The 21,799-nt window shown below is 41.6% G+C and carries 16 protein-coding genes and 1 tRNA gene; 4 read left to right on the top strand and 13 right to left on the bottom strand.

From position 1 onward, the window contains the following. Positions 1-2 precede the first annotated feature (2 nt). The 4 genes from ACLFKQ_RS13965 to ACLFKQ_RS13950 all read right to left on the bottom strand — a co-directional run bounded on the left by ACLFKQ_RS13965 (position 3) and on the right by ACLFKQ_RS13950 (position 4,643). A complete protein-coding gene (locus tag ACLFKQ_RS13965) occupies positions 3-380 on the bottom strand; it encodes a hypothetical protein (protein ID WP_449000421.1) in 378 nt (125 codons plus the stop codon). A 634-nt stretch (positions 381-1,014) separates the two neighbouring features. Then, the gene (locus tag ACLFKQ_RS13960) at positions 1,015-2,226 is read right to left on the bottom strand and encodes a 4-hydroxy-3-methylbut-2-enyl diphosphate reductase (RefSeq protein WP_449000420.1); all 1,212 of its coding nucleotides are present in this window, start codon (positions 2,224-2,226) and stop codon (positions 1,015-1,017) included. 158 nt (positions 2,227-2,384) lie between these two features. Next, positions 2,385-3,890 carry a hypothetical protein gene (locus tag ACLFKQ_RS13955; RefSeq protein ID WP_449000419.1) on the bottom strand — a complete coding sequence of 502 codons (1,506 nt, stop codon included), beginning with the start codon at positions 3,888-3,890 and terminating at the stop codon, positions 2,385-2,387. 114 nt (positions 3,891-4,004) lie between these two features. Beyond that, a complete protein-coding gene (locus ACLFKQ_RS13950) occupies positions 4,005-4,643 on the bottom strand; it encodes a TetR/AcrR family transcriptional regulator (protein WP_449000418.1) in 639 nt (212 codons plus the stop codon). A gap of 278 nt (positions 4,644-4,921) precedes the next feature. On the opposite strand from ACLFKQ_RS13950, the gene ACLFKQ_RS13945 reads away from it, so the two are divergent. After that, the gene (locus tag ACLFKQ_RS13945) at positions 4,922-6,487 is read left to right on the top strand and encodes a M16 family metallopeptidase (RefSeq protein ID WP_449000417.1); all 1,566 of its coding nucleotides are present in this window, start codon (positions 4,922-4,924) and stop codon (positions 6,485-6,487) included. Here the strand turns inward: ACLFKQ_RS13945 and ACLFKQ_RS13940 are convergent. The 4 genes from ACLFKQ_RS13940 to ACLFKQ_RS13925 form a co-directional block, all read right to left on the bottom strand. Continuing rightward, positions 6,484-6,909, bottom strand: coding sequence for a heavy metal-responsive transcriptional regulator (locus tag ACLFKQ_RS13940; RefSeq protein WP_449000416.1), 426 nt, complete (start codon positions 6,907-6,909; stop codon positions 6,484-6,486). The two genes, ACLFKQ_RS13945 and ACLFKQ_RS13940, sit on opposite strands and share 4 nt — an antisense overlap. Positions 6,910-7,011: 102 nt before the next feature. Further along, the gene (locus ACLFKQ_RS13935; RefSeq protein WP_449000415.1) at positions 7,012-8,538 is read right to left on the bottom strand and encodes a DUF6798 domain-containing protein; all 1,527 of its coding nucleotides are present in this window, start codon (positions 8,536-8,538) and stop codon (positions 7,012-7,014) included. 126 nt (positions 8,539-8,664) lie between these two features. After that, positions 8,665-9,306, bottom strand: a complete 642-nt coding sequence (locus ACLFKQ_RS13930; RefSeq protein WP_449001036.1) for a class I SAM-dependent methyltransferase — start codon at positions 9,304-9,306, stop codon at positions 8,665-8,667. Between the two features lie 219 nt (positions 9,307-9,525). Then, complete coding sequence (locus ACLFKQ_RS13925; RefSeq protein WP_449000414.1) at positions 9,526-9,981, bottom strand: cupin domain-containing protein; 456 nt, start codon at positions 9,979-9,981, stop codon at positions 9,526-9,528. 218 nt (positions 9,982-10,199) lie between these two features. On the opposite strand from ACLFKQ_RS13925, the gene argZ reads away from it, so the two are divergent. Next, positions 10,200-12,305, top strand: a complete 2,106-nt coding sequence (gene argZ / locus ACLFKQ_RS13920) for a bifunctional arginine dihydrolase/ornithine cyclodeaminase (RefSeq protein WP_449001035.1) — start codon at positions 10,200-10,202, stop codon at positions 12,303-12,305. Positions 12,306-12,536: 231 nt separating this feature from the next. Here the strand turns inward: argZ and ACLFKQ_RS13915 are convergent, their stop codons facing one another. Further along, positions 12,537-12,935: a response regulator gene (locus ACLFKQ_RS13915; RefSeq protein WP_449000413.1), complete on the bottom strand. Its 399-nt coding sequence runs from the start codon at positions 12,933-12,935 to the stop codon at positions 12,537-12,539. 512 nt (positions 12,936-13,447) lie between these two features. Here ACLFKQ_RS13915 and ACLFKQ_RS13910 point away from each other — a divergent pair. Both ACLFKQ_RS13910 and ACLFKQ_RS13905 read left to right on the top strand, forming a co-directional pair. Next, on the top strand, positions 13,448-15,976 hold the full coding sequence (locus tag ACLFKQ_RS13910) for a DNA gyrase/topoisomerase IV subunit A (protein WP_449000412.1): 2,529 nt from the start codon (positions 13,448-13,450) through the stop codon (positions 15,974-15,976). A gap of 87 nt (positions 15,977-16,063) precedes the next feature. Continuing rightward, positions 16,064-16,136: transfer RNA gene (locus ACLFKQ_RS13905), tRNA-Arg, on the top strand. A gap of 330 nt (positions 16,137-16,466) precedes the next feature. Here the strand turns inward: ACLFKQ_RS13905 and metH are convergent. The 4 genes from metH to ACLFKQ_RS13885 all read right to left on the bottom strand — a co-directional run bounded on the left by metH (position 16,467) and on the right by ACLFKQ_RS13885 (position 21,787). Then, positions 16,467-20,069, bottom strand: a complete 3,603-nt coding sequence (gene metH / locus ACLFKQ_RS13900) for a methionine synthase (RefSeq protein ID WP_449000411.1) — start codon at positions 20,067-20,069, stop codon at positions 16,467-16,469. A 261-nt stretch (positions 20,070-20,330) separates the two neighbouring features. Continuing rightward, positions 20,331-20,513, bottom strand: coding sequence for a PspA/IM30 family protein (locus ACLFKQ_RS13895; protein WP_449000410.1), 183 nt, complete (start codon positions 20,511-20,513; stop codon positions 20,331-20,333). A 219-nt stretch (positions 20,514-20,732) separates the two neighbouring features. Continuing rightward, positions 20,733-21,356, bottom strand: a complete 624-nt coding sequence (locus ACLFKQ_RS13890; RefSeq protein ID WP_449001034.1) for a cupin — start codon at positions 21,354-21,356, stop codon at positions 20,733-20,735. Between the two features lie 122 nt (positions 21,357-21,478). Continuing rightward, positions 21,479-21,787, bottom strand: coding sequence for a hypothetical protein (locus tag ACLFKQ_RS13885; RefSeq protein ID WP_449000409.1), 309 nt, complete (start codon positions 21,785-21,787; stop codon positions 21,479-21,481). Positions 21,788-21,799: the final 12 nt, after the last annotated feature.

Raw genomic sequence — 21,799 nt, 5'->3', positions numbered from 1 at the left:
ACCTAGCGAGAAGCTAAATACTGGCGCAAGCGGAGCAAACTAAAGCTTTGAGCTAAATTTAGGGGAAAAATCGATATTCCTTCCAGCTGAGACTGTATCCAACCTTCTCCCCAATACCATTGATGATAGCCGTCAATGCCCTTGCTCAGAAGCAAACGCAAACAGTTATCTTCTACTAGGTCTACCCGATGTTCGATCTCGATAAAACCTAAAAAGCTACTAAAATTTTCTCCTGCTTTCAATCTTGATGGTAACGAAGTAAAACGTTGTGGCCACATCCACTGTTTGAGTTGCTCGCCTACTAATAGGCTATCGCGGATCGCTTCTGCTTGTGCCTCGATCTCAATACGCAAGTGACTTTGTTGAAATTTTCCAATCATATCTGGACAAATATTTATTGGTAGATTTATCTTAATTTTAGAGATATTGGCTCAAAAATTCAGGAATTTCAGAGTAGATTTTCAACTAAAACTCCATTTAATTTTATCTAGATAATAAATAATTATAGTAATTATTTATGGAAAAAATTAGAGATTCAATAACTAGTTTAAGTTTGAAAAGACACAAATTAACTATGATTAATTTGAAAAATTGAAGTGAGTTTGAAACAAAGAATAAATTCTCCAATGAAAACTAATTTTTTCAGTAACTGATTTGTTCACTAAGAGAGTGAAATTTACAACAATTTGCCTTAAAAGCGCAAACAACCACTCTCCGAACTACAGTTTCAACTATTAAAATAAAATGACCAAAAACTCGATCGCGCGAAATAATCAAACTTGGCACTTACCAATTGAAGCGAATCTTCATAAGCACAGCGAGCGAAAACTTTTAAACATGATTTTCGAGAACAGTTGATAAAGCGCGACTTAAAGCAAGTTCGACGCGCTTTAGATTATAGACAAAATTAGATTATATTCTATTGTTCGATCGAGATTGAGATAGGTAACCTAACTTAACCCAGCGATTGAATTTGATTATGGATATTTAAGCGGGTTAGATCGCAGACAGTTTTTAACTACCAACAGCTACTATCGATTTTAATTCAAAGATCTTTTCGATCGCGTCGGCGACTACTCTGTCTGGCGTTGAAGCTCCGGAAGTAATTCCTACAGTAATTTTCCCCTCAGGTAACCAATCGCGAGCGATTTCGACTTCTTTTCCTAAAGGCTTGTGTTCGAGACGATCTCGATCGATTATACGTTCGATACTGTCGATATGATATGAGGTAACCCCGTGCTCGATGGCAATTTCTTGTAGATGAGTAGTATTTGAAGAATTAAAACCGCCAATCACCAACATTAAAGTTAAATCTTCTTTGACTAAACTTAAGATGGCATCCTGTCTTTCCTGAGTAGCATCGCAGATAGTATTAAAACTCATAAAATGCTCGTTTAACTCGGTAGGACCGTACTTTTTGAGCATTGTCTGTTCGAATAGCTTGCCAATTTGCTCGGTTTCGCTTTTAAGCATGGTGGTTTGATTGGCAATTCCCACTTTTTGCAGATCTTGGTCGGGATCGAAGCCTGGAGAGTAAGCATTAGCAAACTTAGCTAAGAACTCGGCTCGATCTCCCCCATTGAGAATGTAGTTGGCGACATATTCTGCCTGCTCCATATTTAACACTACTAAATAACAGTCGGCAAAAGAACTAGTGGCGATAGTTTCTTCATGACCGTATTTACCGTGAATGATTGAGGTATAATTGCGTTTTTTGTGTTTCTCTACCGAACTCCAGACTTTGGATACCCACGGACAAGTAGTATCGACAATCTTGCAACCCTTGCGATCGAGGAGTTGCATTTCCTGCACGCTTGCCCCAAAAGCAGGTAAAATGACCACATCTCCCGCGCCTACTACTGAAAAATCTTTATTGCCATCTACCACTTCTATAAAACCGACGTTCATTTCTCTCAAGCGACGATTGACGGAAGGATTGTGAATAATCTCGTTAGTAATCCAAATTTTTTCGGTAGGGAAGTGCTGGCGAGTTTCGTATGCCATAGCTACAGCACGTTCTACACCCCAGCAAAAACCAAAAGCTTCAGCCAGTCTAATAGTTACGTCTCCTCGCTCCAATTTGTAGTTTGAATCGCGAATGGTTTGAACTAAATTACTTTGATACTCGCTATTCATCACTCCCGCAACTTCTGCTTCTTTGCCGAATCCGCGACGGTGATAATTTTGTGATTTTTGTAAAGAACGTTTAAAAGCTTTGGTATCCATTATTGTAAGGGTAATAAAATTTTTATCTATACTAGGATAATTTTACGCTATGTTCTCTTAACGAACAGAAACGACTTTCTAGGTGCGACAACTACTGTAGCTTTCTCCATGTAGTCTGTAGGGATAAAAATCCCTGTACTTTATTATCATTATTGACGTTAATTTTGCACGATTTTGCGGATAGTTCTAGTTTGTTCGAGGATATCTTCGACATCTTCTTCCGAGAGACGTTCGATGTAGTTAATTTTAATTTCTTCGAGTAAATCGATTAGTAAAAATTCAATTTTATCCAGGCTTTGTTTGGCTTGAATTTCGGTGGTAAAAGTACGATCTAGGTTGGCTAGTAAACTTTCGAGTAAGTGATCGAACTGTTCGTCTTCTTTTAAAACTCCTTGCAGTGCTTTGTGAAAAGCTTGATAAGATTGGGATACTAATTGGTGGCTGAGATTGGCAAGCACTCGTTCGCCTCCCGGAAGCCTGGTAATTCCACGATAGGCAGAACTTTGTTGTAGAGCTTTATCAAAACTATATTGAAGCAATGTTTCTGCTTCTGGCTGAATTGCAGGTAAAACTCTTTCGACAATTACCTGGGCAAGTATTCTGATAATTTCAGCAATTTCGTTGGTATCGTTAATATCTACATAAGTGTTTCCTGGCGATCGCGATAAAATTTTGCCGATATCACCCTGACGAATTGAAGTTTGAATTTGATTGATTAACCGAATGAATACTACTTCAGTAACGTCTTCGGCAATTGTCGCTACTAAACCCTGACTAGCTTGTCTTTGAATGGCATCGAGATTGATAATTCTAGCTTGATTTAAGCGAATGGTCGTAGGAATAACTCTCAACCATCGCCAAAAAGGAATTAAAAAGAAAATATCGTACCAACGCCACAACATAGCATCTAGCCAACTAACTCCAGTGCGACGGCGACTGATAAACCAGGTACGAGTCAAAAATTCTAGACCAAAAATAACTCCAAAGGGAAAGTCAATAAAACCAAAGTAGTCAACATAGCCACCATTGTCGCTGAGGTAACGATAATAATTGCTGGCGAATAGTGGTTGAATTTCCGTATCGAAGAAATCTAGTTCTTCTTCTAAATTATCCTGCAAATTCTCGACACTCCAAAATTGTCGAAAAGCTTGTTTGGCAGAGTTAGCCGAGTTAGGCAAGTGTTCCCGCATTTCGTTTTTAATGCGTTCGAGAGTTCCTGTTTTATTGGCTTCGGCAAAAGGATTGTTATCGATTATTTCCGCACTACGCCAGCGCAAATCTCTTAAGAGTCGGCTGACTTCTGGAGAGGTCAGATCTTTATTATTCTCAGCTAGCTCTTGCTGCAGCTGTTCTACTAAAATCAAATATTCTTCTGTATCGCGATCGGGAACGATACCTTTAAGAGTGTCATATTGTGTAATTAACTGCGAAACTGGATGCGGAATCAGCTCGATCGTGATTCCTTCAAGTTCGAAGTATGCCGATCTAATATCGCCTACGCTAACTCTGCCTGTCAACCAAAAATCTCTGAGGGGTACATAGGTCAAATTAAAGATAACTAACAGTAAATTAACTACTGCCAGTAAAGCCATCAAGCGTTCGAACCATAAATTCCTATGGCGTTTTCTGACTCGGGGTTTTCTAGTGGTTCTTACGATAGTCACGCTAAAAAAGTAGAAAGTAGAAAGTTTGAAAGCATTGGGTAATATGGAGATAGGTTAGTATAAATTTTTCCCGTCACTAGATTTTTCTACCTTTTCAGTTATTTGACAACTAATCTATTTTTTCTCTAAAACTCCATTAAGAAAAATATCAGAAATTCCTTCAGCCATTTCTTGGAGTGCTTGAGGAGAAGCATTGGGATCGATGATAGTTTGGTCAGAAAAACCGGCGATCGCAAAAATTCCTAAAAATACTTGAGCAACTATTTTGGGATTGAGTTGCCGATAAATCCCTTTAGACATTGCCGTTTCGAAGAAGGCTTCTGCTACGTCGGTCATTTTGGCGATTACTTCGGCTTGAATGCGTTCTTTCAAATCGGGATGGTATTGAGCTTCAATAAAACAAACTCGTAGCAGATCGCTATTTTTACGCATATGAAACATTCTACGGCGCATCACTTGCGATATCGCTTTATAGCTACCCATTTCGCTTAATTCTGTCAGCAGATCGGTTAAGATTTCTATCCAACCTGAAGTTGAGACTTCAATAAGAATCGCTTTTTTGTTGGGGAAGTGACGAAATAAAGTTCCTTCAGCCACTCCGGCACGATGGGCTAAATCTTTGGTAGTCGTGCCTTCATAGCCTTGCCGAGCGAATAATGCTAAGGCGGCTTGTAAGATACGAGTACGAGTATCTGCTTCTGTATTTACAGTTTTTCGTGCCTCTTTCCAGATACGCTGAGAAAAAACTTGCATAATAGTAACGTAACGAGCGACTGAGAGTTATAGTATCTTGAACGGGCATAATTCCAAGGAAACCTTGAAAAGTTGACGAGAGGCTGACTTGCTAGATGGAACCTCCTCTCGCCCGATTATTTTAGATCGCCCCCTAAAAATATCGAGCGTAGATTCATTTTCTTACAAGTAAACCTCGATCTTGGTGGTTCTTTACAGATTGTCATCAAATCTTAATGGTATTCTCAATCGTACAGTAGTTTATTGAATATATTTAAAAAATTATTGGTAGCATAATTATGGCTTATTGGCAAAAAAAGCGGATTTGGATAATTGTAGCGATCGCCTGGCTATTTTGGAATATTTTTAGTCCTAGCGTTTATGCCAGAGAAACTAATAATTCTCAAAATAGTTCGATTCAACCTTATCTCGACAAAGCGATCGACCGCATTAGCGAATTTACTCTCGATAACGAGATGAAGTTTATCGTTCTAGAAAATCACGACGCACCAGTTATCTCTTTTGTTACTTATGCTGATGTTGGTGGCGTAGACGAACCAGAGGGCAAAACTGGAGTAGCTCATTTTTTAGAGCATTTGGCTTTTAAAGGAACTGAGGATATCGGTACGACTAATTATCAGGCAGAAAAGCAATTACTTAATAAATTAGACCGTTTATTCGCGCAGATTGAATCGGCTAAAGCCTCAGGTAACCAAGCTAAAGTCAAACAACTGACTCAAAAATTTATCGAAACTCAAGCAGCCGCCAGTCAATACGTCAAGCAAAATGAATACGGCAGAATAGTCGATACGGCTGGAGGTGTTGGCTTGAATGCAGCGACTTCTGCCGACTACACCAGTTATTTTTACAGCTTTCCTGCCAATAAATTGGAACTCTGGATGTCTCTAGAGTCAGAAAGATTTCTCGAACCTGTATTTCGCGAATTTTACCAAGAAAAGCAGGTAATTTTGGAAGAAAGAAGAATGCGAACCGATAATTCTCCAATTGGCAAAACGATCGAAGCTTTTCTGGATACGGCTTTTACAACTCATCCCTACAAACGTCCTGTAATTGGCTATCGCGAAGACATACTCAACCTGAAAAGAGAAGATGTGGAGAGCTTTTTCAACACTTACTACGTACCCAATAATTTAGTTATGGCGATCGCGGGAGATGTCACTCCCGAAGAGGTCAAACGGCTAGCCGAAATATACTTTGGACGTTTTCAAGCTCGACCAGCACCAAATCCCGTAACTTCAGTCGAACCCCAACAGGAGGAAACAAGGGAAGTAACCGTGAGATTTCCTTCCCAACCTTGGTACCTAGAAGGCTACCACATACCTGCCCTAACTCATCCTGATTATCCCGTATACGAAATTATCTCCGATCTACTCAGTAACGGTAGAACTTCTCGTCTCTATCAATCTCTGGTCGAACAAAAACAAGTTGCCCTTTCCGCTCAAGGCTTTAGTGGTTTTCCAGGCAATAAATACCCCAACTTACTATTATTCTACGCTTTAGTTGCACCTCAAAAAACCGTTGAGGATGTGGCGATCGCTCTAAGCGAAGAAATCGAACAGCTCAAAACAGAACCCGTAACTGCAGCAGAACTAGAACGAGTTAAAACTCAGCTTAAAGCTGATTTGTTGCGTACCATAGATTCTAATTTGGGTATGGCGAGAATTTTGGCTGAACATCAAGCCAAAACGGGAAACTGGCGTAATATTTTCGATGAGTTAGAAGAACTAGAAGCAGTCACTCCAGAGGATATTCAACGAGTGGCACGAGCAACTTTTGTTTCCGAAAACCGCACCGTTGGGCGTTTGTTGCCTTCTAGTCAAACTGAGCCATCTAAAATTAATTAGGATAGAGATACGCTAGCAATTAGGGGACAGACTTCATCATCCGAGCTTGAATTGACATTATTTGCCCAAACAGAGCGATAATGTTCTAATTCGGCTTTAAATAAGACCATCTGCTCGATTTTAATTGCTAGCTGCTCGATCTTATCGCTTAATAAAGTCTGTACTAGGCTACAGGGAAGTTGCCCGCGATCGCGTACGTCGAGAATTTGCCCGATCTCTTCTAAGGTAAATCCTAAAGCTTGAGCTTTTTTGATAAACTCCACTTGCTTACTAGCATCTTGATTGTAATAACGGTAGCCATTTTCGCCTCTTTTAGCCAAATGCAACAATCCCAGATCGCTGTAGTAACGTAAAGTACCCACTGAAACTCCAGTTCGATCGGCTAGCTCTCCTATTTTCCAATAAATTTGTTCTCGCTCCATAGTTGTCTTGCTCCAAAATATCTACTTCTACTTTAGTCTTTTCAATCCGATCGAAGATTACAGTCAATTGATTCTCGATACCATAAACTGAATTGATTCAATTTATTTAGTAGTTTCAATAGCATACAAAACGTAAAACTCGTCTTGAAAAAGCTTCTGGAAGCGAGGACAGCCAATTTTAAAGTCTTCCTGCTTTACAACTACATGGGTAAGGTGATACTCAGACTCTAGAAAATCAAGAACTTCACAGGCGCGATCGCTCGATGGAGCCTCATAAAACTGAAGGGCTAAGTTCACTCGTTCGTACCACTCTAAAACTTCAATATCTTTGTAGGGATGGGACTTAAAATTGATAAAAATTGGCGCACCAGTGTACAAACGAAACTTTTGAAGTTTTGTCAGTCCCAGCATATTTTCTGATTGCACTGGCATTAAATAAATATCCTCAGCTTGCTTATGAGTTCTCACATAGTTCATCACAGGAATAGTATTATCGTCTAACTCCAATTCTTCAATTTGGATCGCAGCGCGACTGACAAATAAAATGGTTAAAGCTGAGACACAAAAGGCGATCGCTCCTTGACGATAGCGAGATAGGAAAGTAAATTTGGCAAACAGTAACCAAACCAATCTAGCAATAATTAGGGCGGTAGATAGAGGTACTAAAACCACAGAAATTCGCCAGGGTGTGGTAAATGCCAAAGTGTCACTGCTACCAACTAGCTTATATACTGTCATTAAAGTGGCCAACAGCAACGGGAACGCCAAGATAAAAAAGATACGAGTATTAATCCCAGCAAGCAATCCCAAAATTATTACCGATATTTGCAGGATTGTTGCAGGATAGCGCAACCAAATTTCTGGGTGAGAATGATGGGGAATTCTAAAGTCGACAATAATTGCCTGCGAGCGTTCCCAGATCTCTAAAGATGTCGGGTTAAAAACTACGAGCGTGTATAAAACTACAGGAAGCACCAACAGCAAACATAACAACCCCATCAAAATACTTTTTCTTAAGTTTCGTTCTCTAACATAGGTCATGACCATATAGGTCAAGGTTAAGAATGCCGCAGTAGGAAGATAGACGGGATGAAAGGTACAAACTAAAGCCAGCAGCGCGATCGCCCAACAAGAATAGTTTTTCAGAAATAGATAGATTGACAGCAACAAAAACACCCCCAAGGTACTGGGCTGAAATTGATGGCTGATGATAAACTGCTCGGCAAATCCCTGATGCAGGTATTCTTGAAGGTTATTTTCGTTACCAATGCCAACGGCAATAATATGACTGTAAATTAGCAGCGTAGCGTTAAGCAGATACTGTGCGGGCTGCTTGGCAAGCCCAAACACTTCGGAGGTAATTCCCAGCAGGCTATAAAGGTAGATACCAAGGCATAAAAGTTGATAGATGTAAAACGAGATTTCGCCAAAGTAAAGGTAGCTAAGTTCGACCAACTTACTAAAAGCTGGCAAGGGATCTAGAGTATTTGCCAACCAGTCGCGATCGAGATAGCCCAAACCTGCATTAGCAAGTCCATGTAAGAATTTAGTGTTTTGATTGCCCTCATAGAGAGGATCTTGTAAATAAATAATGCCAAAAACAATTGCTAAAACGATTATCTGTAGCAAACTACGTATCGAGTTTGCTGATAATAGCCTATAAATTATTTTCACTAGATTTTTGTCAGGTTGGGATTTTTATTCAGAAGTTTAAATGATATCTGCCAATAATGCTTACCCTTCTTCCCTCTTCGTTCAAACTTCTTCCTTTGTTTTTATTGCCACGAGGCAAATTCTACGATAACTGGCGATCCAGTTGCCCTCTCGGTAAAAACGCGATCGCAATTTTGCTTCGGTTCGAGCGATTAGTTCGGTTTTAGTAGCAGGAGATTGCGCTAAATAACTACCCGCAAACATCTCTAACCAGTTGGCCAGACCTCTTTCTCCCGCTAGTTTGGTCGGGCGGTCGCGCAAAGTAGCATAGACAACTTCAAAACTTTCTCGTTCTAACAGCGTACTGTATTCGGCAATACTAGGAAAATACCAAGGATTGTATGGTGAATCTACTACGGAATTAAAAGCGGTAATAATTTCTCGGACATTACCTTTACCGCCAAACTCAGCAACCAAACGTCCTTGTGGCTTTAAGGAGTGCCAGATACATTTAACCGCTGCTGCTGGTGGCTGTATCCAATGAAGGGCAGCGTTAGAAAACACCGCATCAAAAGGCTTGTCAAAATGAAAATTCGTACCGTCGGCTAGTTTGAATTCAATTTGAGGAAAATTTTCTCTAGCTTTGGCGATCACTGTCTCCGAATTATCGATCCCGACTACTTCTGCCCCAGTCGTCGCAATTGCAGCCGTTAGCTGTCCCGTACCGCAACCCAAGTCGAGTATCTGCTCTTTTTGCTAAGGAGCGAGTAATTCTAAAACTTTAGCGCCATTTTGCCAAACATAGCTGTGTTTTTCTTCGTAAAGCTCAGTATTCCATCGATCCATTTAGTTGGCTAGTTCGCGTGTTTGTCAAGATACAAATGCAAAAATTAAATGAAGAATAAAAACCTGTTCCCCTTAACCTTTGCCCTTTTTTCCTCGATCTGGTTAATTGTAATAAGTTTAGTACAAACTACCATGTTTATGAGTAAAAATAGTCCCCTCATCGGTACGTTTGGCAATTAAATCATCGTCGGGGTAGGTAACCGTATCGGTGGCAGTGCGATCGCCTATTTCTAAATAAGTTACTATAGAATTTGAGCGATTGATTAAATGATGTCCGTCGGGTTCTCCTGCCGGAAAACCAGCCATATTCCCTGCGGTTAAAATTCTTTCTCCATCATTAGTGACTAAAGTAATTTCACCCTGAATGATATAAATAAACTCATCTTGATGTGAATGCCAGTGTCTTAGAGCCGAGCGACTTCCAGGCTGCAACTCTACCAGATTAACCCCAAAATTAGTCAGTCCGGCTGCATTTCCCAAACGTTTCCTAATTCTACCAGCCACCAAAGGTTTGAAAGCTTCTGGATAACTGGTACTGCTGTTTTCCAAAATAAAATCGAGATTGATTAACATCAGATAATTGGTAAAACCATTGGCTAGGTGATTATATTTTAGATTTTGAATATTTTTTGACCATCTGTCTCAGTTACATATTATTGTTAATGGTTGGTATTAATTAAGCAAGATTCTTTATTTATTTGTACTTTGTCAGAGTAACATCGACGGGCAAGAAAAACCCAACCGCTCGACGTAAATATTTTAGATACACTCACACAGTAAGTAATTTGATGATGAACCAAGAAATTCGCATTTTGATGTGCGCTCCCGACCACTACGACGTAGACTATGTAATCAACCCTTGGATGGAAGGGAACATCCATAAATCTTCACGCGATCGCGCCGTCGAACAATGGACTAAGTTACACCATACCCTAAAAGATTTGGCAATTTTCGATTTAATTCAGCCACAACAAGGCGTACCCGACATGGTTTTTACCGCCAATGCGGGTTTAGTGTTAGGCGATCGCGTAGTTCTCAGCCGCTTTTACCATCCAGAACGCCAGAGGGAAGAACCCCACTTTAAAAAATGGTTTGAGGACAACGGGTTTAAGGTTTTTGAATTGCCTCAAGACTTACCCTTTGAAGGGGCAGGAGATGCCCTATTAGATCGTGAAGGACGCTGGCTCTGGGCTGGTTATGGTTTTCGTTCTGAACTCGACTCCCATCCCTACATTGCCAAATGGCTCGATATTGAAGTTTTATCGCTGCGTTTGATTGACGAGCGCTTCTATCATCTCGATACTTGTTTTTGCCCTCTGACTGGCGGGTATTTGCTTTACTATCCTGGGGCATTTGATTTTTATTCCAACCATCTGATCGAAAAACGAGTACCAGAAGCCAAACGGATTGCCATCGGCGAAACCGACGCCGTTAACTTTGCCTGCAATTCGGTCAACATCGAACAAACCGTAGTGATGAATAAGGCTAGCGACGGTCTCAAACGGCGTCTGGCAGATGCTGGTTTTACCGCGATTGAAACTCCTCTTACAGAATTTCTCAAAGCAGGAGGCGCGGCAAAATGTTTGACCTTGAGAATTACCGAACCCGTACTCGAAGAAGTTCACGCTAGTACTCCCGTCGAAACTAGAGTAATCGAGCTAGAAGGTCATTTATTGGACGCTGGGATCATGAACCGCTCCTTAGACTTGGTGGTAGAAAACGGCGGTAGTTTTAAAGTTCTTAACTTTAACCTGGGCATCGAAAGACAGAGTACTTCTGCTGCCGAGGTGCGAATCTCCGCCCCCAATGGCGAGGTGATGGAAGAAATCATGAGTGGGTTGATCGACCTGGGTGCCGTTGCCGCTCCTCAAGAAGAACGGGATGCTATTACCGAAACCTGTACTCAAAAGGGAGTTGCTCCCGATGATTTCTATGTTTCCACCATTTATCCTACAGAAGTCAGGGTCGATGGCAAGTGGATCCGAGTGCAAAATCAACGGATGGATGGAGCAATTGTGGTGGGTGAAACTGCCAGAGAAACCATTGCCCGCTGTAAGCTTTTAAGAGAGTTAGAAGCAGGCGATCGCGTAGTAGTAGGAGTAGAAGGTATTCGTACCGTGAGGAAAGCCAGCTCTCGTGAAAAACGGACTAATGATGAATTTAGCTTTATGGGTGCCGGTGTATCTAGCGAAAGGCGAGTCGAACTGGTAGTCGAACAAATAGCGTGGGAATTGCGTCAAATTCGCGATCGCGGCGGTAAAGTAATCGTGACTGCAGGACCAGTAGTAATTCATACCGGAGGTGCCAAACATCTTTCCCGGTTAATTCGCGAAGGCTATATTCAGGGATTACTCGGGGGTAATGCGATCGCCGTTCACGATATCGAACAGGCATTAATGGGAACTTCTCTCGGTGTAGATTTGCAAAAAGGAACACCTGTTAGAGGAGGTCATCGTCACCATCTCAAGGCAATTAATACCGTGCGTCGTTACGGTAGCATTGCCGCCACCGTAGAAGGAGGTCTGCTAACTAGAGGTATTATGTACGAGTGCGTCAAACATAACGTTCCCTTCTGTCTGGCAGGTTCGATCCGCGATGATGGACCCCTCCCGGATACTCAAATGGATTTAATTAAAGCCCAAGCAGAATACGCCAGACTCTTGGAAGGTACGGATATGATTTTGATGCTCTCAACCATGCTCCATTCTATCGGCGTGGGTAACATGACTCCTGCAGGGGTAAAAATGGTTTGTGTCGATATCAATCCTGCTGTAGTTACCAAGTTAAGCGATCGCGGTTCCGTCGAATCTATTGGGGTAGTGACCGATGTCGGTTTGTTTCTAAGTCTATTAGTCAGTCAGTTAGAAAGACTGACCAGTCCCTATCAGAGAGTTTGAAGCTATAAGGGGCAGGATTTTTTTATTCCTCCCCTTCTCTTTTTACAGACTAAGTTTGGCTTTGGTGTAACAAAAATTTACCAAGTCATAGCAACTAGTAACAGGATAGACCTCAAGCTGAGATTTTAGCGCGTTTTTAATTACACACGGGGCGTACAAAGCTGATTTTACTAGATTTTAATCTAATATAGAACTTGTGTACTTAAAGAATCGAGAAACAAACCGAGCAATTTATGAACGACTAACGAGAGACATAATGCGATCGATAAACTGTTGATGATCGACTATGGGTTTGGAAATATAGCCGTCTGCGCCACTTTGTTCGAGAAAACTCTCGCGATCGCCTTGCATAGCGTGAGCGGTAACTAAAATAACTGGCAATGAAGCGGTTTGCGGGTTGGATTTCAGCATTTGAGTAATCTCGATCCCATCTACTGGTTTTCCTTGATAGATGCTGTTAGCGAGTGAAACATCCATCAAAATTGCGTCTATATTACCCGATTGAGCCATCTGTAAAACTTTTTCGACGTTTTCAGTACCTTCTACCTGCAAACCGCCTTTTTTTGTTAGTATTTTGGAGAAAACCCGAAAATTTATCGGATCGTCTTCTACAATCAAAACTGTGGTCATAGATGATAGCCAAAAAAACTTTAGATTATAAAAAACTTACTGTCAAAAATAAGTTAATGATAAATTGAGTTAGAGATTACTCCCCCACCTCGATCTCGAGCGCCGATCTCCCCAGGGCTTAAAGAGTTCTCAACTGAGCAACTCAAACTGCCGTGCCCAGTGCGTATGCGCATTTCCACGGCAAGATCTTCCCCGTTGCGGCAGTCGTGCCCACTTAAACTTTGAAGGTCTAATTTGGAGAAAACTTCCGAATCTGGACTAACGGTCAAAGAAAAACGCAATGGGCGAAGCGTCCTCCTCTGAACGTGGGTCAAGCGAACCTGCATCCCACTAAGCTCAGATCGGATTTTAGTTAAAAACATACTATATAATTGTGGCTTAAAAAATTCAGATAGCAAACTTTCTTTTTGTTATGAACATATTGCAAGATATTTCGTAAACTCTTATTGGTAAAAGCTCGACTTAAATTTGCTGCGGGATATTTCCCATAACCTTTGGAGGCTTTTAAATTAATGGCAAAACAGCTTAACTTATTAGGGACTGGTCAAATTATCCCTACCCCTCTTCACCGAGAAATGGAGAGGTCTTATTTAGAATATGCAATGAGCGTCATTGTCGGGCGGGCTTTGCCCGATGTGAGGGACGGTCTCAAACCCGTACATCGGCGAATTTTATATGCCATGTACGAACTGGGACTTACTCCCGATCGCCCCTATCGCAAGTGTGCTCGTGTTGTCGGCGATGTTTTGGGAAAATATCATCCTCATGGCGACCAGTCGGTCTATGATGCTTTGGTGAGATTGGTACAGAGTTTTGCCACTCGCTATCCTCTCCTTGACGGTCATGGTAACTTTGGATCGATCGACAACGATCCTCCGGCCGCTATGCGTTATACGGAAACAAGACTGGCTCCCATAGCATATCAAGGGATGCTCGATGAAATTAGCGAGGCAACGGTAGACTTCAGCGATAACTTCGATAGTTCGCAACAAGAACCCGTAGTTTTACCGGCGCAGTTGCCAATTTTATTGCTTAATGGCTGTGCGGGGATCGCTGTAGGTATGGCGACTAATATTCCACCTCATAATTTATCTGAAACTGTTGATGGTTTAATCGCTTTGATCGATCGACCAGACATCTCGGATGAAAAATTATGGCAGCTAATTCCGGGTCCCGATTTTCCTACCGGGGGAGAAATTGTCGAAACCAAGGGGATTCAAGATGCCTATCTCACCGGCAAAGGAATTATCAAAGTTCGAGGAGTTGCCAAAGCTGAAACACTTACTTCCGGAAAGAAAAGACGCAGAGAAAAACAGGCAATTGTCGTAACAGAACTGCCCTATCAGGTAAATAAAGCTGGTTGGATTGAAAAAGTTGCCGATCTCGTCAATCAAGGACGCATCGAAGGAATTTCTGATATTAGAGACGAAAGCGATCGCCAGGGACTGAGAGTAGTAATCGAACTAAAACGAGAGACCAAACACAAACAGGTTTTACAACAGCTCTATCGTCAGACGACTTTGCAAACTAACTTTGGCGCAATTTTACTGGCACTAGTGAATAATCAGCCAGTTCAGCTTTCATTGCGTCAATTGCTAACGGAGTTTCTAAACTTCCGCGAACAAACTTTAACCAGACAGTACAGTCACGAATTAGCAGCAGCCGAGCGCAGACTTCATCTAGTAGAAGGTTTATTAATTGCTTTAAATAATCTCGATCGTGTTATTGATATATTGCGTAATGCTCCCGATGGCACTACCGCCAAGTTTCGTCTAGAAGAAGAACTAGGCATTAGTCCCGAACAGGGCGACTCAATTTTAGCGATGCCCATGCGTCGTCTGACGGGTTTGGAACGACAGAAGTTAGAGACTGAAGCCGAAGAGTTACAGGCTAGTATTGCCCAGCTAAATAAAGTTCTCGGCGATCGCCATGAGCTACTCAAAGCCCTAAAAAAAGAGTTACGCGCTCTCAAGCGCAAATTCGGTGACGATAGACGTACCCGAATCGTTAATGTCTCTCCCACTGCCGAAAAGAAAATAGTCGCAGCTAAATCGTCAGACTCATCAACAAAAACTGAGAATCGCCCCGAGTCCGAAGAACACAATAAGTTGATGATGTTCGAACGCTCTGCTAATGCCAAGATTAAAATTACTCATCGAGGCTGTGTTTATTGGCAAAATCCCTCGGAGAAAGCGCAAACTTCCAATCTGACAGTAAAAGCTGGTGCCGATTTTGTCACCCATCGAGAACCAATCGGCGAACGTCAAAAACTAATCGTAGTTACCGATAGCGGCAAAGCCTATCCCATTGCAATTGAGGATATACCCTCCGCCTTCGAAACTACTAACCAAACTGCCGTCGAGCTGTTATCTCCAGCGGCTCAAAGAGATGCCAAGCGCACGTTGGCTCATTTCTTTCTTCCGGAAGATACTAGTGGTCTGGATTTGGTGATGTTGACCGAAAAAGGAATTATTAAACGTCTACCGGCTTCTGAATTGGAAGCTTTAGGCAATCGAGGTTTGGTTTTAATCAAACTTAAAGAAAGAGATCGTCTAAAATATTTTTGCTTTACTCGGGAAACGGAAGAAGTGGCGATTGCCACGACCGGAGGGAGGATTTTGCGCCTGCCAGTAGATGAAGCTCAGATTCCAACGATGGGACGCAGTGCCCAGGGTAATAAGGCGATCAGACTGCGCGTCCGAGAAAAGTTGGCTGGTTGTTGTGCGGTTACCAACCAAGAGACAATCGTTTTGGTGTCTCAGTTGGGGTATGTCAAAGGTTTGCCAGTAAATACTCTAAGACTGGCTAATCGCGGTGATATTGGTACTCAAGCAATTCAGTTTGCCGAAGAACGAGATGTTCTGGTTGGAGCAATTTCGCACCAGTCTCTAGATAATTTGGTAATAATTACTGATAGGGAGCGTCGCCTGACCTTTCCCGTCAGCGAAATTCCCTTATTAGATAAAAATAGCACTGGGGAAAAACTAATTAAATTAAGCACAGAAGAAGTAGTTATCGCGATCGCTCCAGGAATTGAGTAATTGGAGTTGCCGGCGCGATCGCGCTTTTTGCATTAATTTTTCTGTCTCTCAAATTAGATAATTAATGTTATGGTTAAATAAACATGAGGGCGCGTGGCTCAGGGGATAGAGCAACAGATTCCGGTTCTGTAGGTCGTAGGTTCGAATCCTACCGCGCTCGTGGGGTAAAAATCTTACAGGATAATTGTTTCGGATTTTTTTGACTACTGAAACAATATCCCTCTTTGATTATTTTCAGGACTTACGCACTTCAGCATTGTAAACCTAGATTTACCGTTGCAAACTCGCTGCTCAAACAACGAAATTTCGTTCAACTGCGTAAGTCCTGATTGTTACAAGTTTGTACCAACTTTTTCACGAACACCAATAACTTATGTAATGTATAGTCTGGGTTATGTGTCGCGGTTAGAAACGCTCTACAGTGTCTTTAATAAATATGTTCCTCCAAATCATAGATAACGCCGTCTATACAAGAATTGCTATATTTTGACTAAGCACTAAAATATCTTGCCACGGGATGATAAGCGACGATCGCCGTGGTAGACTGTTCCGGATAGAGTTGCTCGCTTTCGTCCATGTACATATTGATGCGGGAAGTATCGAGTAAATCCAGTTGCTTGTATTGATCCTGGATATTCGGACAAGCAGGATAACCAAAACTATAGCGTGAACCGCGATAGCGTTGTTGCAGGATATCTTTGATGTTATCCGGCTCTTCGGATGCAAACCCTAGCTCTTTACGAATTCTAGCGTGAGTCCATTCTGCTAAAGCTTCTGCGATCTGTACCGCCATACCGTGATAGTAGAGGTATTCGGTGTACTTATCGTCTTTAAATAGCTTTTGTGCGTATTCGGTAGCAATTTCTCCTACTGTTACCGCCTGCATCGGAAAGACATCGATATGTCCTGATTCTTTAGTGGCAAAGAAATCGGCGATACAGAGGCGTTTACCAGAACTCTGTCGAGGAAATTCAAATGAGGTTATGGGTTTGACAAATCCTTCGTCTGTAGGTTCGTAAATATGCAGAGTGTTTCCTTCGGCATTGCAGGGAAAATAACCGTAGATTATTTTGGGATGTAACAGGTTTTCCGCTACGACTTTTTGTTTCCATTCTTGCAAAATTGGCCGAACTGTTTTCGCTAAAAATTCATTGTATTCTTTCCTAGACTGTTCTTTGGGCTTGCGGAATTGCCACTGTCCGACGAATAAGGCTTGTAAATCTAGATAGGGGAATACTTCTTCTAGAGGAATATCTTCGGGTTTTAATAACTTTGTTCCCCAGAAAGGAGGTGTAGGACGTTCTATGTCTGAAGCCACCGCTTCGGAACGTCTGGTATCTATGACGACGGGTTCTTCCTTTTTACTTGCCTCGTCTACAAAAATTTTATCCCGATTTTCACCTTCAAACGGTAGTTCTTCGGCATTTTCATTTTTTGTAGGGGTTAACAGTTGTTCGCCCCTAACGCCGTTGCCATTGCCGTTACTAGAATCTAGTTCGTCCAAAAAACCTTTCAAATCGTCCCAATTACCATCGGCTTTGGCAGGCATTAATTTATCCATAAAATGCAAATCGGCAAAGGCATCTTTACCGTAAACTACTTTACCTTTATAGACATTTTGACAATCCTGATGGACGAATTTGGGAGTTAACGCCGCACCACCCAAGATAACGGGAATGGTAATACCTTTCTCGTTAAAAGTTTCTAGGTTATCTTTCATAAAGGCGGTAGACTTCACTAATAAACCACTCATGGCGATGCAGTCTGGGTGATGTTCTTCGTATGCCTGAATGATACTTTCTACGGGTTGCTTAATGCCGAGATTGATTACCTTATAACCGTTATTAGAAAGAATGATATCGACGAGGTTCTTACCGATATCGTGAACGTCGCCTTTTACCGTACCAATTACAAATTTCCCCTTACCGCTACCGTTGGATTCTTCCTTATCCATGTAAGGTTCTAAATGCGCTACTGCCGCTTTCATAGTTTGCGCCGACTGAAGCACGAAAGGAAGTTGCATCTGTCCCGAACCAAATAGTTCGCCAACTACTTTCATGCCGTCTAACAAGAAAGTATTAACGATATCTAGAGGGGGATATTTTTGCATCGCCTCATCTAAAGCTTCGTCCAAACCAATTCTTTCTCCGTCGATAATATGCTGCTTGAGACGTTCTTCAATGGGTAAATTCTTATCGACTGCTTCAGCTTTTTTAGTTTTCTTACCTGCGAATAAAGTCGTCAGTTCGCCCAAAGGATCGTAGGTACAGACATCGCCGTCAAATTCGCGCCTATCGTAAATTAAATCCAAACAAATCTTTTTGTGTTCTTCCTCGATTTTGGCTAAGGGTAAAATCTTACTGGCGCTGACAATAGCTGCATCCAATCCTACCTGCATACATTCATATAAAAATACAGAGTTTAAGACTTGTCTGGCGGCAGAATTCAAACCAAAAGAAACATTAGAAACTCCTAGAAGTATATGGCAACCAGGTAATTCTTCTCTAATTCTTTTAGTTGCCTCGACAGTTGCCTTGCCGTTCTCTCTGTCTTCTTCAATACCTGTAGATATGGGTAACGCTAGCGGATCGAAAAAGAGTTCGTGGGGAGGAATACCAGAGGCAACCGCTGCTTCATATGCGCGTTTGGCAATCTCAAATTTCTTATCCGCAGTACGTCCCATCCCATCTTCATCAATGGTACCGACCACTACTCCCGCACCGTATTTTTTGGCTAAATCTAGTACTTGATAGAACCTTTCTTCTCCATCTTCGTAGTTAGTAGAGTTGAGAATACACTTACCACCAGAAACTTTTAACCCCGCCTCCATCTTCGTCCACTCGGTAGAGTCAAGCATCAGAGGGAGAGTCACATTATTTACCAGACGGGATACCAGTTCGTACATATCCCGTTCGCCATCTCGACCGACATAGTCTACGTTGACATCGAGGACGTGTGCCCCTTCTTTGACCTGAGATTTAGCCAAAGATACTAAGCTATCCCAGTCTTCGTCATTTAGCAGAGTCCGACATTTTTTAGAACCACTGGCGTTTAATCTCTCACCGACAATGAGAAAAGAATTATCTTGAACATATGGTTGCGTACTGTATATTGATGCTGCCGCAGGTTCGTAATGAGGATGACGTTCTTTCGGGGTTAAATCCTTCGTCATCTCTGCCAAAGCCCGAATATGATCGAATCTCGTACCGCAACAACCACCTACTATTTGCACTCCCAAATCTTCCACAAAGTGCATTAACGCCATCTTTAGTTCCATTGGCGTGAGTTTATAGTGTGCCTGTCCGCCCACGTTTTCGGGCAAACCAGCATTGGGTACGCAGGAAACGATAAAAGGGGAATGTTCAGACAAATATTTAATATGCTCTTTCATCAAATCGGGTCCCGTAGCGCAGTTTAGACCCAATATATCTATAGGATAGCGTTCTAATATAGCTAGTGCCGCATCAATTTCCGTACCGACTAACATAGTTCCCATCTGTTCCATGGTCACCGAAACCATTAGGGGAAGTCTCGCGTCTTTCTCGGCAAATACTTCTTCAATAGCGTTTAAAGCTGCTTTAATTTGCAGTACATCCTGACAGGTTTCTACTAACAGCAAGTCTACGCCACCGTCATACAACCCTGCTGCTTGTTCTACATAAGCATTGCGAAGGGTATCAAAATCTATATGTCCCAAAGTGGGTAGCTTTGTACCGGGTCCCATAGAACCCGCGACAAAACGCGGCTTTTCCGGTGTGGAGTATTCTGTAGCGACTTGTTTGGCAAGTTCGGCGGCGGTTTTATTGAGATAGTAAGCTCGATCGGTGAGGTTATATTCAGCCAGAACTATGGATGTGCCGCCAAAGGTATCGGTTTCAATTACATCCGCACCAGCTTCGAGGAAACCCCGATGCACTTTTTCTACCGCCTCTGGTTTGGTATGAACTAAATATTCATTACATCCTTCGTATTCTACACCACCAAAATCGGCTGCGGTAAGATTTTGTACCTGTAGGTTGGTTCCCATCGCGCCATCAAAAACGAGTATGGGACGGTTAGGGCTATTAAGGCGATTGAGAAAGAGACTGTCCATTGCTAGCGACTGCCGATCGACAGAATAAATTACATAAGTTTTATTATATGGTTGTCTTCGAGAAAAAGGGGAGGCTATCTGTTGCTGAGTTTCAAATGATGAATTTGTCTGTAAAGATTATTTCACACAAAGGTGCAAAGGTGAAAGAACAATTAAAAGACTAGAAATATTAAAAAAATTCAAGTATCTAGTTGCTTTCTCAACTCCTCTAATTCAGCATCAATAGCAGCAACGTGTTATTTCTAATATAATATGCTGTGGCTATATTTTTACTGCATTGGTTTTTTTTGCTGCTGAAATTTGGACAATAGACTTACGAAACTGATTTATAGTTGTTTCCATTTCTTTAATGTTAATGTGTTTGTCTAGCGATTTTTCTGGGTTGTTTAAACTGCTGTTTATGTTTGCTTTAATAATTCTTTGTATACGCTCAACAGTACGCATCTTCTTTATTTTTATTGACACTCGTCTTCTCTATAGTTGCCAAATTATTCAATTTTCTTGGTATTTATTTATTTAATATTCATATTGAATAGAGCATAGAAAAAATAAAAATATTTGGCTTGAGCGCGATCGCAATATTCATTACCGAAAGATTTTAAGGGAGGTTTGTAATTAAGATCCAAAAAGGGATTGCCAATAGCCACTAACTACATATTTAAATTAAAAATGTTTGGCAGTTTGCTTGTCGGGATCGAACTGATATCTTTTACTACTATGAGTCTCTCCATATAAATTAAAAGTTACTGTTGGCTCATCTCCCACTGCTTCGATGCTGTGAATTGCTTCGGTGGTAAAACTAATAATATCGCCAGGTTCGATGATTCTCTCGCCGACACGATCGATTCTGTGGGGAAATTGGGCAGTAGGATTGCGTTTCCAGAAAGTATTTTTTTGTTTGCCTTGTAGAACCATCACTACACCCCAGGTGCCGTGATTGTGGATTGGTGAAGTATTCCCTGGCAAACTCATTTCTGTCTGGATAGTCAGGGGCAATCCCAATTCATCGTACAGCATGACTACCGAAATTCCACTACTGCGATCTGGTTTTGGTAGTCGGGTTTTGATTGTATAGCAGTTAAGAACCAGTTTTCTAACTAACATCCGCAGTCCCGATAGAGAACTTTCTTCGTCGATTCCTTCTACTGCCGCCAATCTAATAATATCTTCTACTTCGGTCAAAAAACGATACAGTCGATATTCTTCGGCTAATAAATCCCACTCGCGCACCGATTGACATAGTTTACAAATACCATCTTCTTTAACCAACCAATCTGCTGTTTTCATCTTTTTGTCATTCATTGTTTGTTATCAGAGTAAAAATCAATGACCAATGACTAGCTCGCGCGTTTGCAATTTGGATGAAATATCCGCCGGGTCCCTCGCCAATGACTAATGACAATTAACTACTATCTATGTTTCCTTTCTGCTATTAGTACTTGTGCGATCCAATCGGGTAAGTCTTCGAGATCGCTGTTGGTTTCGGAATCTCTAATGGGTGAGGTGAATTCATAATAAGGCTCGCATTTACCATTATCATATACTTCTACGATCCAGCGATCGGGAAAACCATCGATCGCAATTTCGACATCGTAGCCATCTTCTCCGAGAGTACGAGAGGAAACTATGGTAAACCAGTCGCGATGTTCTGATGGTACATTCCACTCGGTAGTTAAAAATTCAAAAGCTAGCTTTTCAGCTTCAGTTGGATCGATCATTTTTTTGTCCTT

The sequence above is a fragment of the Myxosarcina sp. GI1(2024) genome (genome assembly GCF_053543375.1).
The sequence above is the reverse complement of the archived record's forward strand: the minus strand, read 5'-3'. Positions and strand labels throughout refer to the sequence as shown.